This is a genomic window from Breoghania sp. (genome assembly GCF_963674635.1).
GTDB lineage: Bacteria > Pseudomonadota > Alphaproteobacteria > Rhizobiales > Stappiaceae > Breoghania.
The window spans coordinates 527050-542790 of sequence record NZ_OY771475.1; the positions used below are offsets into that span (position 1 = coordinate 527050).

Below are 15741 nucleotides of genomic sequence, written 5' to 3' on the forward strand. Positions count from 1 at the left end.
GCATTTTTCCGCTTGGGCTTAAGCTTTGCAAAATGGGATTCGTCTATCGTTCGGATTGGCCCCGCACAGTGTGGCGGGGCCGGGGGCGCAGACGGGGCCGCCGCGGAGAATGAGAATGAGTGACGGGGAATTCGGCAAACCGGTTATCCTTGCCGTTGGCGATGTGTTGATGGTGGGGGACAGGGAGAAAATCCTGCGCGATGCGGGGCTTGCCGTCGAGCATGTGGCCGATGGGGCCGCGGCCCTGGCTTTCGCGCAGAAACCGGTGCCACAGGTCTGGCTGGTTGGCGAGAGGCTGCCTGACATGGAGGGGGTGGCCTTGCTGCGCGCGCTCAGGGAGCGAAACCTCTCGCACACAGCCTTGATTGCCTTGAAAAACGAGGGCGAGCCGACGGCAAACCGGGTGCGCGGCGCCTATGATTTTCTGATCGAGCCGGTCAGCGCTTTGAAACTTGTCACGGCGCTGCGCAATGCGCGCGAACGGGCCATGCTTCATGCGGCGGTGGAAGATCTCAGTCCGGATATGGGGCCTGCGGGCTATTTCGGGTTTATCGGGCGCTCTGTTGCGATGCGCTCGGTCTACCGGATGATGGAGAGCGTGGCGGCGTCGCGCGCGACCGTTTTCATTACGGGCGAACGCGGGACGGGAAAGATCGTGTGCGCCAACGCGATCCACAAGGCCGGGCCGAATGCGGGGGCGCCTTTCGTTTGTGTGGACTGCACCGCCGTCGCACAGGACAAGCTGGATGCTTCCATTTTCGGCTATGCGCCCGAGCTCGAAATCGACACGGATTTCGGACCCGGCGGAGCGATTGCCAAGGCGAATGGTGGCACCCTTTTCATTCGCGAGATTTGCGCGCTGGACCTGCCGCTTCAGGAGAAGATCCTGAAGTTTCTCCAGACGGGGAGCCATGTGCCGTTCGGAAACTCGACGGACGGCCAGGTCCCGGTCAACGACGTCGATGTACGTGTCATCTGCGATACCGACCGCGATCCGATGAAGGAGGTGACCGCGGGGCGTTTCCGTCAGGATCTCTTCTATCGCCTGCATGTCCTTCCGATTCACTTGCCGGCTCTGCGTGATCGGGGCGGGGATGCGGTGGAAATAGCCGGGCGGACCTTGCGCGAGGCGGCAGCGGAGGCGGGCAAGCGCTTTCGCACTCTCACGCCGGAAGCGCGCGCGGCAATCGCCGCCTATGACTGGCCGGGCAATGTGCGCGAGCTTCATTCGGTGATCCATGAGGCGGTGGCGGCACATGACGGCGTGTCTCTCAGCGTGGACATGCTGCCGTCCTTTCTCGGTGGTGCCATCGCGAACGAGACGCCTGAGAGCCCGCAGGACGCGGAGAAGCCAGGCGCGGCCGAAGATGCATCCGCGTCGGATATGCAAACGGTCGCGGATGATCCGCATGAGGATGAAGGCCCGGTCCTCAAGGTCGATATCGGCATCACGCTTGCGGACATGGAGCGCAACTTCATCGAGGCGACCATCGATGCCTGCGACGGTTCCCTGCCGCGCGCGGCAAAGATGCTGGGCGTCAGCCCGTCCACACTTTATCGCAAGCGGGATAGCTGGACGATGGGGCGATAGATCCGGCCCCAGCTTGTTTTTCAATGGTTGGAGATGGCCGCAGTCGCCACTTCTGCGGGTGTTTCGGCTTGCTTTCTTGGTCCCGCACGTCTTCACTGACAGGCGAAAACCGGGAGCCGCTGACCTGACGATGCGAGTCGCCGCGCGACAAGCGCCTCCCGATCCCGTTTCTGGAGGTCACAGTCATGGATGGCGAGCGCAAGCGCTGGGTCGAAACGCTCGGGGGCGGGGCTCTGAGGGGCATTGCCGCTTTCGGTCTGTCCCTCCTGCTGGGCGCTGGCGCCACGGCCGCGGAACGCCGCATCGTGACCGTTCCCAATGCGGACTATTTCGGCGCGGATTATCGCACCGCCAAGGATGTCGATCTGGAGGCCTGCAAGGCCATCTGTCTTGATGATCCCGAGTGCAAGGCCTTCACCTACAATGAAGAGGCACGCTGGTGCTTCCTGAAAAGCGATTTCGGGGATCTGCGCAGTTTCGCAGGGGCCATTGCCGGGCGTGTTGTGGAGGTCAAACCGCAGGCTTCGGCGCAGGAGACCGCGCAACGTCGCGCCGAGCTCGACTATCTTCCCTCCTCACTGCGTCAGGAGGCGGACCGCTTCGCCGCCAGCCTCGCCACACGTTATGATCCCGGCTCGCTGGGGCTGGGCGCATTGATTGATCAGGCAGAGGCCGCGTCGACCGCAGGCAACCTGGAGGAGGCTGTCACCTCTTTCGGTCGTGCGCTGGTTCTGGCCCAGGAACGGTCCGATCTCTGGCTTTCCATGTCGAGAGCTGCGTCCTCGGCAAGCCCTGATGATTGGCGCGAAAAGCGGCGTATGCGCGAGGCGGCGACGGCTTCGGCGGTAAACGCCTATATCCGTGCGGTCGATGACGATCAGCGTATCCGCGCGCTCGAAGCCATGGCGGTTTCGCTGAAAGCCCGTCAGCTCTGGAAGCCTGCCATCCGCAGCTACCGTGCGGCCCTCGCCATTCGCGAGAATGCCCGGCTTCGCGCCGATTATGATGCTGTCGTCGCCGAACATGGCTTTCGCATCACGGAGCACAAGGTGGATTCCGATGCGGCCTCGCCGCGTATCTGCCTCGTCTTCTCCGACAAGCTGAGCACCAGCCGTCCGAACCTCGCCGATTTCGTGGCCGTCACCGGCGCGCCGGGCACCTCCGTGGTTGGCGAAGACAGCCAGATTTGCGTGGATGGTGTGCGCCATGGGGCGCGCTACGATATTTCGGTGCGTCCGGGGTTGCCCGCGGCAGATGGCGAGACGCTGGAAAAGGCGTCCGATCTGACCGTTTATGTACGGGATCGGTCCCCCACGGTTCGCTTCATGGGCCGCGCCTATGTGCTGCCACGCGGCAAGGATCCGACCATCCCGGTCGTCACCGTCAACACGGACACGCTGGAGGCGGAGATCTATCGGGTCAGCGACCGTGCGCTTGCCGACCTTGTTCGTGAAAACAACTTCCTTGATCAGCTCAGCTCATGGCGGACCAGCCAGTTGGGCGATGACGTCGGTTCAAAGATCTGGGAAGGCACGGTGGAGGTTGGCAACGAGCTTAACCAAGACGTGACCACGGCCATCCCGCTCGACGATATCAAGCTCGACATGACACCCGGTGCCTATGCGCTGGTGGCCAAGGTTCCGAACGACACGAACAACAAGTGGGGACCCTTCGCGACACAATGGTTCATCGTGTCCGATCTCGGCTTGACGACCTATTCGGGGCGGGACGGGCTGCATGTCTTTGTGCGTTCGCTTTCCAGTGCCAAGGCCGTCGCCGATGTCGCCGTCACCCTTGTTGCGGCAAATAACGAGGTCCTGGGCAAGGCGGTGACAGATGCGGCGGGGCGGGCCACGTTTGATCCGGGGCTGTCGCGCGGCACGGGCGGCAATCGCCCGGCTGTCTTGAATGCGCAAGTGTCTGGCGGCGACTATGCCTTCCTGGATCTCACCAAGGCGCCGTTCGATCTGACCGATCGTGGCGTTGATGGGCGGCCTGCGCCAGGCCCGATCGACACCTATGCCTATACCGAACGCGGGGTCTATCGGCCCGGTGCGAGCGTTCATGCGGTTGCTCTGGCGCGTGACGAGAAGGCCAATGCCCAGCCGCACCTTCCCATGACATTCATTTTCACCCGTCCCGACGGGGTGGAGCAGGCGCGTATCGTGTCTGCGGATGCCGGGCTTGGCGGGCATGCGGTCGACCTGCGTTTGCCGCAAAGCGCCATGTTTGGCACCTGGACGCTCGCCGTTCACGCAGACCCCAAGGGCGAGGCTCTTTCGACCGTCAACTTCCTGGTGGAGGATTTCGAGCCGGAGCGGGTGGCGTTCGAGCTGGACAGCGCCGCGGAGCATTTTTCGCTGGATGAGCCCGCCGAGGTGACGGTTCAGGCCGACTATCTCTATGGCGCGCCCGCGGGTGACATGAAGCTTGAAGGTGAGGTGCAGCTGCGCCCGACACGTACATGGACCGCCTTCAAGGGGTATTTCTTCGGTCTGGAGGATGAGCAGGCCTACCCGACCTCCGGCTCGCTGCCTTCCGGCTTGAAGACGGATGCCGAGGGAAAGCTCGCCTTTTCGGTCGTCTTCCCCGAAAGCCCCGCCGAAACGCAGCTTCTGGAGGCGGAGATCGTTGCGCGGCTGGTCGATGCGGGTGGGCGCTACGTGGAACGGAGCCTGAAGCGCGAGGTCTTGCCCGATGGGGCAAGGCTCGGGCTGCGTCCGCTGTTTGACGGGTCCGTCGGCGAAGGCGGGCCTGCGGAATTCAATCTCATTCTGGCGGACGCGACCGGAAAGCGGATCGCGGCCGACGCCATCACCTGGGAACTCTCGCGCATCGAGACAAACTACCAGTGGTTCAGGGCCAACGGATCGTGGCAGTTCGATGCGGTGAAAACCACGCGCCGGGTCGCCAATGGGACGGTGGCGGTCGGAGAGGGCGATCCGGCCCGACTTTCGCTGCCGGTCGATTGGGGGCGTTACCGTCTTGAGGTGACCGGCGGGCCGGATGCCAGCGCGACAAGCGTGGAGTTCTCCGCAGGCTGGTATGCCGCCAAGGCCAGCGCGGAGACGCCGGACGTTCTGGAGGTGGGGCTCGACAAGGAACGCTATGCGCCCGGTGATATCGCCAAGCTGAGGCTTGAGCCGCGCTTTTCCGGGACGGCGCTCATTTCCGTCATGGCCGACGGGCTGATCACCACCAAGGTGGTCGAGGTCGAAGGTCAGAAGCAGGCAAGCGTTGAACTGCCCGTCACCGACGAATGGGGAGCCGGGGCCTATGTGACCGCAACGCTTTACAGACCGATGGATCTGGAAGCCAAGCGCATGCCGTCGCGGGCCGTCGGGCTGACCTGGCTTGATGTCGATCCCGGCGATCGCAAGATCGAGATCTCGTTGGATGCGCCGCAAGCCATGCGCCCCAACGCAACGCTGACCCTGCCGATCCACCTCGCCAACGTGACGCGGGGCAGCGAGGCCTACGTGACGGTTGCGGCGGTGGATGTGGGTATTCTCAATCTGACGCGGTACGAGCCGCCGGCGCCTGATGACTGGTATTTCGGTCAGCGCGCGCTGGGCATGGAGATGCGTGATCTCTATGGCCAGCTCATCGACCGGATGGCGGGAACGCGCGGTGCGGTGCGTTCGGGCGGCGACGGCATGGGCCTTCGCGCCGAAGGCCCGCCGCCAACACAGAAGCCGTTGGCGCTGTTCTCTGGTATCGTGAAGGTGGACGAGGACGCAGAGGCGGTCGTCACCTTCGATATTCCCGATTTCACCGGCACGGTGAAAATCATGGCCGTCGCCTGGACCGCATCCGGCGTCGGTCACGCGGATCGTGATGTGATCGTGCGCGATCCTGTGGTGGCCTCCGTGAGCCTTCCGCATTTCCTCAGCCCCGGCGATACATCGCGGATGCTGGTGGAACTGGACAATGTGGAGGGCCCGGCGGGGACCTATTCGCTCTCCTTCACCGAAACGCCGGAAGTTGCCATTGCGGCCACTGATTCCGATCTGACGGTGGAACTCGACGAGAGGCAGCGTATCGCCATTCGCGTTCCCATCGAGGGACGTATGGTGGGGGATGCGGAGCTGTCGCTGGTGATCAATGGGCCGGACGGGCCTGTGGCCTCCAAGACATTTGCTCTGGGGGTGCGTGATCTTTCGCCCGACATCACCCGGCGCTCGCTTGTCTCGCTGGTGCCGGGGCAATCGATCTATCTCGGATCCAACATGCTGGATGGCCTGAGGCCGGATGCCTCGCAGGTGAGCTTCAGCGCGGGCGCGCTTGCAGGTCTTGATGTCGCGGGGCTTCTTTCCTCGCTCAATCGCTATCCCTATGGCTGTACCGAACAGCTCACGAGCGCGGCCTTGCCGCTCCTTTATCTGAACCGTGTGGCGCTCGCCTCCGGCATGGCGGATGACAAGGCTCTTGAAGGTCGGGTGACCAAGGCACTGGCCGGTGTGTTGTCCAACCAGTCCTCCAGCGGTGATTTCGGCGTCTGGTCGCCGAACGGGTCGGGCAAGAACCTGTGGCTTGATTCCTATGTGTCCGATTTCCTGACCCGGGCGCGCGAGGCCAAGTTCGATGTGCCCGAGCTTGCCTACACGCAAGCACTCGACAATCTCGCCAACAGCCTCGCCTATGCCTCCGACTTTGAAACCGGAGGCGAGGATCTGGCCTATGCCCTCTATGTTCTGACGCGGGCGGGCCGCGCCTCCATCGGCGATATCCGCTACTATATTGACACCCGGCTTGACCGTTTCGCCACGCCGCTGGCCAAGGCGCAACTGGGGGCTGCTGCCGCTCTTTACGGTGAACAGGAGCGGGCCCAGCGCGCCTTCGCCGCCGCGCTTGATGCGTTGGACGTGGAGAAGGCGAAAGCCTGGACCTATCGGGCCGACTATGGCTCGCCGATCCGCGATGCGGCGGGCATTCTGGCCTTGTCGGCGGAAGCCGGGAATGTCGGTGTCGATCTGACGGCGCTGACCCACGCGATTGCCAAGGGCGTTTCCGTGCGCGCGCGGCTTTCCACCCAGGACAAGGCCTGGATGCTGATGGCGGCCGATGCGCTTCTCAAGAAGGACACCGACGCGAAACTGAGCCTTGATGGTGCGGCGCTGGGTACTCCGGCAAGTCGCATTGTGGATGGTGGGCTCTTGATGAACGCGGCGTTGCAGCTCTCCAATGGCGGACAGGAGCCGGTCGATGTTGCGACCACGATCACCGGACCGTCGCTCAATCCTCTGATGGCCGCCGGGAATGGCTTCACCGTCACCCGCGAGACCTATGATCTTGACGGCGAGCCGGTGGATGCAAGCGCGCTCGTCCAGAATCAACGGGTGGTCGTGGTGTTGCGGGTGAGTGCGCTTGACGATGTCGCGGGACGGTTGATGCTGGTCGATCCGCTCCCCGCAGGGCTTGAGATCGACAATCCGCGGCTCGTGCGCAGCGGCGATCTGGGCGCGCTGGACTGGCTGGCTCTCGATGATGAGATCACCCATTCCGAATTCCGGGCCGACCGGTTCGTCGTCACCTTTGACCGCACGGCCCGAGATTCGCGCACCACGACCTTCGCCTACATGGCGCGGGCCGTGACACCCGGCAGCTATGCGCGCGCTCCCGCGCAGGTTGAAGACATGTACCGCCCCGAACGCTTCGCGCGCACCGATGCAGAGCGCGTGGAGGTGATCGGGCCGAACCGTTAGGCCGCCGCCATGACCGGTGATGACCGGGGAAGGGGGATCCGGGCCGTCGTGACGCGGGCCATCCGGCGCAAACCGGCCCGCGTTGCCGTCTTTTGCGCGGGGGCCTTCGGGCTCGCCGGTCTGGCATTCTCACTCTTCTATTATATAGGGCCTCGTCTGATCGATGATCCGGTCCCCGATCCTGCAGCCATTGCGCGCTCGATAGAGGTTCTGGACAGGGATGACCGGTTGCTGCGAGCCTATGCGGCGGCGGATGGTCGGTGGCGGCTATCCGTTTCCGCCGAGGAGGTGGATCCGAAATTCCTGTCCATGCTTCTCGCTTATGAGGACCGGCGTTTCTTCGAACATGGCGGTGTGGATTTCAGGGCACTTGGTCGGGCGGCCTGGCAGACGGTGCGTTCAGGGCGGATCGTTTCCGGCGGTTCGACCCTGACGATGCAGGTGGCCCGGCTTATCGAGTGCGGTGGACAGCGCTCGCTTGCGGGCAAGATCCATCAGATCCTGTGCGCCTGGAAGATCGAGCGGCGTCTCACCAAGCAACAGATTCTCGCGCTCTATCTCCTGAAGGCTCCTTACGGCGGCAATATCGAAGGCGTGCGCGCTGCAACGCTTGCCTATTTCGGCAAGGAGCCGAAGCGTCTGACCCCGGCTCAGGCCGCCTTGCTGGTGGCCCTTCCGCAATCGCCGGAACATCGCCGCCCCGACAGGCACAGTGCGCGGGCAAGGGAGGCGCGCGGTCGCGTGTTGGCGCGGATGGTCTCAGCCGGTGTGATTGGTGAAGGTGAGGCGCAGGCGGCAGCACGCGAACGGGTGCCGGATCGCCGCCGGGCCTTTCCGATGCTGGCGGCCCATGTCGCAGACCGCGCGATTGCAGGCGATCGGGCTTCTGGGCGTCACCGGTTGACCATCGATGCGGGCTTGCAGGCGCGGCTTGAGGATCTGGTGCGGATGCGCGCGGCGCGGTTGGGGGATCGCCGGTCTGTGGCGATTGTGGTGGCCGATCATGCCAGCGGAGAGGTTCTCGCCTCCGTCGGGTCTCCGGGCTATCTCGATGAAGCGCGCCGTGGGGCCATCGACATGACCCGTGCGGTACGCTCGCCAGGGTCCACTTTGAAGCCTCTTATATATGGGCTCGGGTTTGAGGAGGGGCTTGCGGCGCCCCAGAGCCTGATTGAAGACCGTCCAACGACGATCTCCGGGTATGCGCCGACCAACTTCGATCATGACTTTCGCGGAACGGTCACCGTGCGGGACGCATTGGCTTTGTCCCTCAACGTTCCGGCGGTGGCGATGCTGGATGCGGTGGGGCCTGCGCGACTGATGGAGCGCATGCGCGTGGCGGGCATGGATCCGCAATTGCCGGAAAGCGAAATGCCCGGACTGGCGATCGGTCTTGGCGGCGTGGGCGTTACATTGCACGATCTCGCCGCACTCTATTGTGCGATTGCGCGCGGCGGTGAGGCCGTGCGTCTTCACGAATCAAAGGATCGGCGGATCGCGGACGGCCCGGACGCACCGAGGCCGTTGCCTGGGGGAGGGCACGTTCTTTCGCCGCTCGCCTCCTGGTATGTGGGCGACATTCTTGCCGGGGCTCCGCCGCCAATATCAACCATAGGCGGGCGCATCGCCTTCAAGACCGGCACGTCTTACGGTTATCGCGACGCCTGGGCCGTGGGATATGACGGATCAACCGTGATTGCCGTGTGGACGGGGCGTGCGGATGGCGCGGCCATTGCGGGAGCAACCGGATATCTGGCGGCCGCGCCGATTCTGTTCGATGCCTTTGCGCGTCTGGGGCGGACGCTTGCAGCCTTGCCGGGAGCGCCTGCGAATGCTCTTCAGGCGGCAAGCGCCGACCTGCCTGTTCCCTTGCGCACGGTCCGTATCCCGCAAGGCCATGCGGAAGGTGGCAAAATAGCCATTTCCTTTCCCCCGGAAGGGGCTCTTCTTGATCTTGAGACGGTGGGGGCACAGCGGCTTGGCGGCGTCATGCTGAAAGCCCGGCGCGGAAAGCCGCCCTTCTACTGGTACTCGAACGGGGCGCTGGTCGGGATCGCTCCAAGCCGCCGGAGCATTGTCTGGAAGCCCGATGGCGCGGGCTTTTCGACGGTGTCCGTCGTTGATTCTGCCGGCAATTCGGCGCGCATCCGGGTCGAGGTCCGATAGTCCCTCGTGATATGTGTCATGATAAATATTCATGAGAAATGTCATTATTACATATCTTTTCGGCATCCGAAACTTAATGGAAGTTTAAGGCCATCGAGGGCTTCGTGCTTTTCATGCAACAGTGTGATTTTAAGTGGCCGTTTGACACTGCTCGAGCCGTCTTGTCGGTTGAACGGCGGAACATTCGAGATCATGTTGCCCCTGCGAACGGCGGGAACGTCGTAACAATGCAGCTTCGGATCTCAACTCAAGACCGGCAAGTGCCGTGAGAGACAACCGAAGACGCAAATCGCGGGGAAACGGAAGCGGTCGCCAAATTGGGTAAGGGCCCAAGACCTCTTCCAAGTGACTATGATTTGGAGGTCAGGAAATGACTATTAAGACCCTCGTCCTCGGTGCCGCTGCGGGCACGCTGGCTGTTGCTGGCGCCCACGCCGCCGATCTTCCGGTTGCTCCGGAGCCGGTCGACTACGTCCGCGTCTGCGACGCCTACGGTTCGGGCTTCTTCTACATCCCGGGCACCGAGACCTGCCTGCGCGTTGGCGGTGGCATGCGTGTCGAACTCCGCTTCCGTGACTTTGCCGACGACGGCAACACGGCCTGGGGAACCCGTGACGGCAACGCCACGACGACCCGTGCGCGTGCCTATGTCCGCTTCGACAGCCGCACCAACACCGAATATGGCCTGCTGCGCACCTATGTGGACCTGTGGTTCACCGGTGATTCCGGCGGCTCCACGACCCCGCGCGTTCAGCTCTGGAACGGCTTCATCCAGTTCGGCGGCTTCACCTTCGGTCGCGCCGAGTCGTTCTTCGACTTCTACACCGGCGACAACTGGGGCTCGATCATCCAGCAGGGCTTCTCTGATCACCGCACCAACCTGTTCGCCTACACCTACGGCTTCGGCAATGGCGTTTCCGCCACGCTGTCCTTGGAAGACGCGACCTTCGTGCGTAACGAGTCTCTGGTCGGCCCCGTCTTCGGTGGCAGGGTCTATGGTGGCCACAAGGCTCCGGATCTGGTTGCCAACGTACGCGTTGATCAGGGCTGGGGTTCGGCTCAGGTCATGGCTGCCCTGCATCAGGTCAACGGCAGGGGATCCGCGACCGGTGCCCCGATCGCTGACTCCGAGGTCGGCTTTGCCATCGGTGCTGGCGTGACCTTCAACGCTCCGATGCTCGCTGCTGGCGACACCATCTCCTTCCAGGCTTCTTATGCCGATGGCGCAACGCGCTATGTGCATGAGAGTGCCCTTGGTGGTGACTTCGTTGGTCTTTCCCAGACGGATCTCGAGACGACCACTGGTTGGGGCATTGGCGGTGGTATCACCCATCACTGGACCCCGATGCTGTCGTCCGCTCTGACCTCCTACTACACCTCGTTCGAGAACGATCTCGGTGCTCTGCCCGATGCCGAAATCGATCAGTGGGGCGTTCAGGGTAACCTGGTCTGGTCGCCGGTTTCCGGCTTCTTCATGGGTGTTGAACTCGAATACGAGAACACCGAAGCCAAGCTCGGTGGCGTGAGCGCCGACGACGACAACCTGGTCGGTATCTTCCGCGTCCAGCGCACGTTCTAATCTGATCCAACCGGATTGGACTGAGAGGCCCGACGGAGAAATCCGTCGGGCCTTTTTTGTATTTTGAATTTTGTATTTTGATGCGGCCAGAATATGCGGTCGCGAATTGCGTGATTGGCGAAGCTTCCTATTCGTGGGCCTGCTCTTTTTTCAAAGCCTGAACGCAAAACGCCCCAGCTCTGCAGCAGGCGGGGGGGTATAATAGGGCATAATTCAAATACATATTTTAAATTAATAGATGAACGAATGAAGCAAATAGACATTTTAAAGAACACATAGAAAGTAGTGACATAATAGCAACGAGTGTTTCGAATGATACATCTCAAGGCGGACGTAGTGGAGTAAACCGTTGCACGGCGAAATCCACTGGGTATGTTGACCATGCGAGGAGGGGATCTCGCAACTGAAGACCCACCTGCTTTGATATGGAAGCCAGATTATGATCAAGAACTATGTATTCGCAGCGGCTGCTGCTGGCGTGTTCGCCGCATCCGGCGCCCACGCCGCCGACCTTCCGGTTGCTCCGGAGCCGGTCGACTACGTCCGCGTCTGTGACGCCTATGGCTCGGGGTTCTTCTACATCCCGGGTACCGAGACCTGCCTGCGCGTTGGCGGCGGCATGCGTGTCGAGTTCCGCTTCCGTGACTTTGCCGACGACGGCAACACGGCCTGGGGCACCCGTGACGGCAACGCCACGACGACCCGTGCGCGTGCCTATGTCCGCTTCGACAGCCGCACCAACACCGAATATGGCCTGCTGCGCACCTATGTGGACCTGTGGTTCACCGGTGATTCCGGCGGCTCCACGACCCCGGCCGTGACGCTGTGGAACGGCTTCATCCAGTTCGGTGGTTTCACCTTCGGTCGCGCCGAGTCGTTCTTCGACTTCTACACCGGCGACAACTGGGGCTCGATCATCCAGCAGGGCTTCTCCGATCACCGCACCAACCTGTTCGCTTACACCTACGGCTTCGGCAACGGCTTCTCCGCCACGCTGTCCTTGGAAGACGCGACCTTCGTGCGTAACGGTGCGGCGAACTACGGCGGCCACAAGGCTCCGGATCTGGTTGCCAACCTGCGTGTCGACCAGGGTTGGGGTTCTGCCCAGGTCATGGGTGCCCTGCACCAGGCCAACGGCAAGGGTTCCACGGTCGGTGCCCCGATCGTTGACTCCGAGATCGGCTGGGCCATCGGCGCTGGCGTGACCTTCAACGCTCCGATGCTTGCTCCGGGCGACACCATCTCCTTCCAGGCTGCCTATGCCGACGGCGCTGTGCGCTACGTGCATGAAGCGGCCATTCTCAGTGACTTCGTTGGCCTGTCGGTCACGAATCTCGAGACGACCACTGGCTGGGGCATTGGCGGTGGTATCACCCACCACTGGACCCCGACTCTGTCGTCCGCTCTGACCGCCAACTACGCTTCGTTCGAGAACGATCAGGGCGTTCTGGCTGACGTTGATGCCGATCAGTGGGGCATCCAGGGCAACCTGGTCTGGTCGCCGGTTTCCGGCTTCCTGATGGGTGTTGAGCTGGAATACCAGAACACTGATGTCAAGGTTGGTGGTGTCAGCGCCGACGACGACGATCTCGTCGGTATCTTCCGCGTCCAGCGCACGTTCTAATCTGATCCAACCGGATCGGACTGAGAGGCCCGGCGGAGAAATCCGCCGGGCCTTTTGCATTCAAAAGTGTCTTCGAAGAATCACGCTGTCTTGGACGTGTGGCGATTCAGGCTGGGCCCGGGCGCGCGCGCCGCATATGTATCGTTTGCCTTGGCCGACATCAGGGGAGGGCGCGCGAATTGATGCAGGAGGCGTCCATGCAAAGTTTCCGCCCAACATGTTGGCGGGCGGCTGCTTGGGCGGCGCGCGGGGCCGTTGGCGATGGCAGCTGATGCGCATGAACGGGACCTCAGAGCAGCCAAGCCTCTGTTTTCTCTTCTATTGGTCGTCCCGCCTAGGGGGGGCGGCAGTCGCACTTCTATTCTCGTGCTGACTGGTGGCGGGAAGGCCGCCTGACTGGTCAGTCTGTCGTTTGCGTGGGGGCATACTGTCAGTCAATCGTGTGGCTGGCTTCTGTCTGTTTGGGGCGCGTCATGCTCGCGCCGCCCCGCGATTGTGTGGGGAGCCTTAAGGTGCGCCCGGATATCCGTGTGCGCCGTTTTTCTAAAGGTGCATCTGATTGATGAAACCCGGAGGCCGAAGGTGGGGGGGGGGGGCTGCCTTCTATCCCTTGCAGGTCTTTCGCGGACGCTGCGTATCCTGGGGCTTGGTTCTAAAGGCTCAGAAATGGGCGACCGATTCATTTCAGATCCCGTTTGGCTATCATCACGATGAAGGAATGTTGCTGAAGTTGTCTGACGACCTTCCAGTATTACGTATGGGCAAGTAATTCGGGTGTGGTGTTATATTAAATTTACGTCGCGTAAGTTGTGGCTTTGTTGCAACGGGCTTCTGTGATGTGTCTTTGAAAACGGTGCTTTGGGCATATTGGGATTGTTTGCATCGGCCTATTCAATATCTTGCAGCCCATGAGGCAACGGTGTCCCTCTCCCTGGGCTTCTCATCCTCACATCTAATGGAAGTTAAGAAATGACAACAAAGCTTGTTCTTGCGGCCGCAGCGGCTGGCATGTTCACTGCAGCTGGCGCCCAGGCGGCCGACCTGCCGGTCGCCCCTGAGCCGGTCAACTATGTCCGCGTCTGTGACGCTTACGGTTCGGGGTTCTTCTACCTCCCCGGCACCGAGACCTGCCTGCGTGTCAGCGGTGGCATGCGCGTTGAGTTCCGTTTCCGCGACTTCGCTGACGACGGCAACTCGAACTGGGGCACCCGTGACGGCAACGCCACGACGACCCGCGCTCGTGCCTACACCCGTTTCGACAGCCGTACGGCAACCGAATACGGCCTGCTGCGCACCTATGTGGACCTGTGGTTCACCGGTGATTCCGGCGGCTCCACGACCCCGACCGTGACGCTGAAGAACGGCTTCATCCAGTTCGGCGGCTTCACCTTCGGTCGCGTCGGAAACGGCTTCTTCGACTTCTACACCGGCGACGCCTGGGGCTCCATGCAGGACCAGGGCTTCTCCGATCACGAGTCGACGGTCTTTGCTTACACCTACGGCTTCGGCAACGGTGTGTCCGCGTCGCTCTCCATCGAAGACGCCACCTTCTCCCGCGGCCAGCTTGCCAATGGCTTCGATGCCGATGGCAACGTGGTTGACGCCTTCGGCGGTCACAAGCTTCCCGATCTGGTCGCCAACGTGCGCATCGATCAGGGTTGGGGCGCTGCCCAGGTCATGGGTGCGGTTCACCAGGTCAATGGCGGCAACACCGTTCAGGATTCGGCCGTGGGCTGGGCCCTGGGTGCTGGCGTGACCTTCAACCTGCCGATGATCGCCCCCAAGGACAGCGTGTCCTTCCAGGCTGCCTATGCTCAGGGTGCGGCACAGTACGTGTCGTCGAACCTGGACCTCGATGGCGTCGTCAAGGGCGGCAACACGGTCGATACCACGACCGCATGGGGCATCGGTGGTGGCTTCAAGCACTACTGGACCAGCCAGCTGAGCTCCGGCTTCTCCGCGAGCTACGCTTCGCTTGAAGCTTACGGCCGGACCTACGACGTTGATCAGTGGTCTGTTCAGGGTAACCTCGCCTGGCAGCCGGTTTCCGGCTTCCTGATGGGTGTCGAACTCGAGTACCTCAACGAGACCTACGACCGTCCGTCTGCGAACCTGCAGGACGACGACGATCTGGTCGGCATGTTCCGCGTTCAGCGCATGTTCTAATCTGATCCTTACGGAACAGATTGAGAGGCCCGGCGGAGAAATCCGCCGGGCCTTTTCTATTTCGCAGGCAGTGTGATGGAGACGGGGAGCTCTCGACCGGTGTGCCGAGCAATTTCAACAGGCGGATTTCAAGTGCGCAGGGCCCACGCGTGAACATTGCGGTGTTTCACATTCTGAGGACGCTTCCGGAAGATATTGTTCGCATTCGAAAATATGAAGATAGTGCTTCCTGACAAGTCCACCACGCTTGCCGCTCTTTCCGCCACTGCGGCTCTTCTTCCAGCTGTTGCGCAAGTTGCGGATCTTCCCGTCACGCCGGAGCCGGTCGACTAGGTCCGCGTCTGCGACGCCTGCAGTCCAGGCTTCTTCTAAATCCCGGGCACCGAGATCTGCCTGCGCGTTGGTGGCGGCATGCGTGTCGAGCTCCGCTTCCGTGACATTTCCGACGATGGAAACACGAACTGAAGCACCCGGAACGGCAACGCCACAACGACCCGAGCGCGTGCTTATGCCGATGGCGCGGTTCGCTACGTGCACGAATCTTCCTTCGCGCCGGATGCGATCGCGCTTAGCATCAGCATTCTGGAGACGACGCGAGCCTGGGGCATAGGCGGTGGCATCACCCATCATTGGACGCCGACATTGTCCTCTGCGGTGACGGCAAATTACGCGAGCTACAGCAATGATCTGTCTGTCTTGCCCGATGCTGAGGTGACCCAGTGGAGCGTACAGGGCAACCAGGTCTGGTCGCCGGTTTCCGGTTCCCTGATGGGTGTCGAACGCGAATATCAGTCGATCGACGGCAACACTGCGGCCAATTTGGGCGGCATCTCGGATGACGACGATCTCGTCGGTGTCTTCCGCGTTCCGCGCACGTTCTGATCCGGCACATTTCGCGCAGGAATGACAA

Annotated in this window: 7 protein-coding genes; all 7 read left to right on the forward strand. The window is 62.2% G+C overall.

The features are described 5' to 3' along the window. The first annotated feature begins 115 nt into the window (after positions 1 to 115). The 7 genes from ABGM93_RS02440 (at position 116) to ABGM93_RS02470 (ending at position 15713) form a co-directional block, all read left to right on the forward strand. A complete protein-coding gene (locus tag ABGM93_RS02440; RefSeq protein WP_321503155.1) occupies positions 116 to 1591 on the forward strand; it encodes a sigma-54 dependent transcriptional regulator in 1476 nt (491 codons plus the stop codon). 185 nt (positions 1592 to 1776) lie between these two features. Beyond that, positions 1777 to 7296 carry an alpha-2-macroglobulin family protein gene (locus ABGM93_RS02445; RefSeq protein ID WP_321503157.1) on the forward strand — a complete coding sequence of 1840 codons (5520 nt, stop codon included), beginning with the start codon at positions 1777 to 1779 and terminating at the stop codon, positions 7294 to 7296. 48 nt (positions 7297 to 7344) lie between these two features. Continuing rightward, positions 7345 to 9462 (forward strand): penicillin-binding protein 1C, encoded by a 2118-nt coding sequence (gene pbpC / locus ABGM93_RS02450; protein ID WP_321503159.1) that lies wholly within the window; start codon positions 7345 to 7347, stop codon positions 9460 to 9462. Between the two features lie 370 nt (positions 9463 to 9832). Continuing rightward, a complete protein-coding gene (locus ABGM93_RS02455; protein ID WP_321503161.1) occupies positions 9833 to 11041 on the forward strand; it encodes a porin in 1209 nt (402 codons plus the stop codon). A gap of 439 nt (positions 11042 to 11480) precedes the next feature. Further along, positions 11481 to 12665 (forward strand): porin, encoded by a 1185-nt coding sequence (locus ABGM93_RS02460; protein WP_321503163.1) that lies wholly within the window; start codon positions 11481 to 11483, stop codon positions 12663 to 12665. Between the two features lie 969 nt (positions 12666 to 13634). Beyond that, a complete protein-coding gene (locus ABGM93_RS02465; protein ID WP_321503165.1) occupies positions 13635 to 14831 on the forward strand; it encodes a porin in 1197 nt (398 codons plus the stop codon). 531 nt (positions 14832 to 15362) lie between these two features. Beyond that, positions 15363 to 15713, forward strand: coding sequence for a hypothetical protein (locus ABGM93_RS02470; RefSeq protein WP_321503167.1), 351 nt, complete (start codon positions 15363 to 15365; stop codon positions 15711 to 15713). The last annotated feature ends 28 nt before the right edge of the window (positions 15714 to 15741 follow it).

Excerpts from the sequence above, each read along its gene's own strand:
- ABGM93_RS02445 (WP_321503157.1), top strand. The coding sequence starts at position 1,777 with ATGGATGGCGAGCGCAAGCGCTGGGTCGAAACGCTCGGGGGCGGGGCT.
- ABGM93_RS02455 (WP_321503161.1), top strand. The coding sequence starts at position 9,833 with ATGACTATTAAGACCCTCGTCCTCGGTGCCGCTGCGGGCACGCTGGCT.
- ABGM93_RS02465 (WP_321503165.1), top strand. The coding sequence starts at position 13,635 with ATGACAACAAAGCTTGTTCTTGCGGCCGCAGCGGCTGGCATGTTCACT.
- ABGM93_RS02440 (WP_321503155.1), top strand. The coding sequence starts at position 116 with ATGAGTGACGGGGAATTCGGCAAACCGGTTATCCTTGCCGTTGGCGAT.
- ABGM93_RS02460 (WP_321503163.1), top strand. The coding sequence starts at position 11,481 with ATGATCAAGAACTATGTATTCGCAGCGGCTGCTGCTGGCGTGTTCGCC.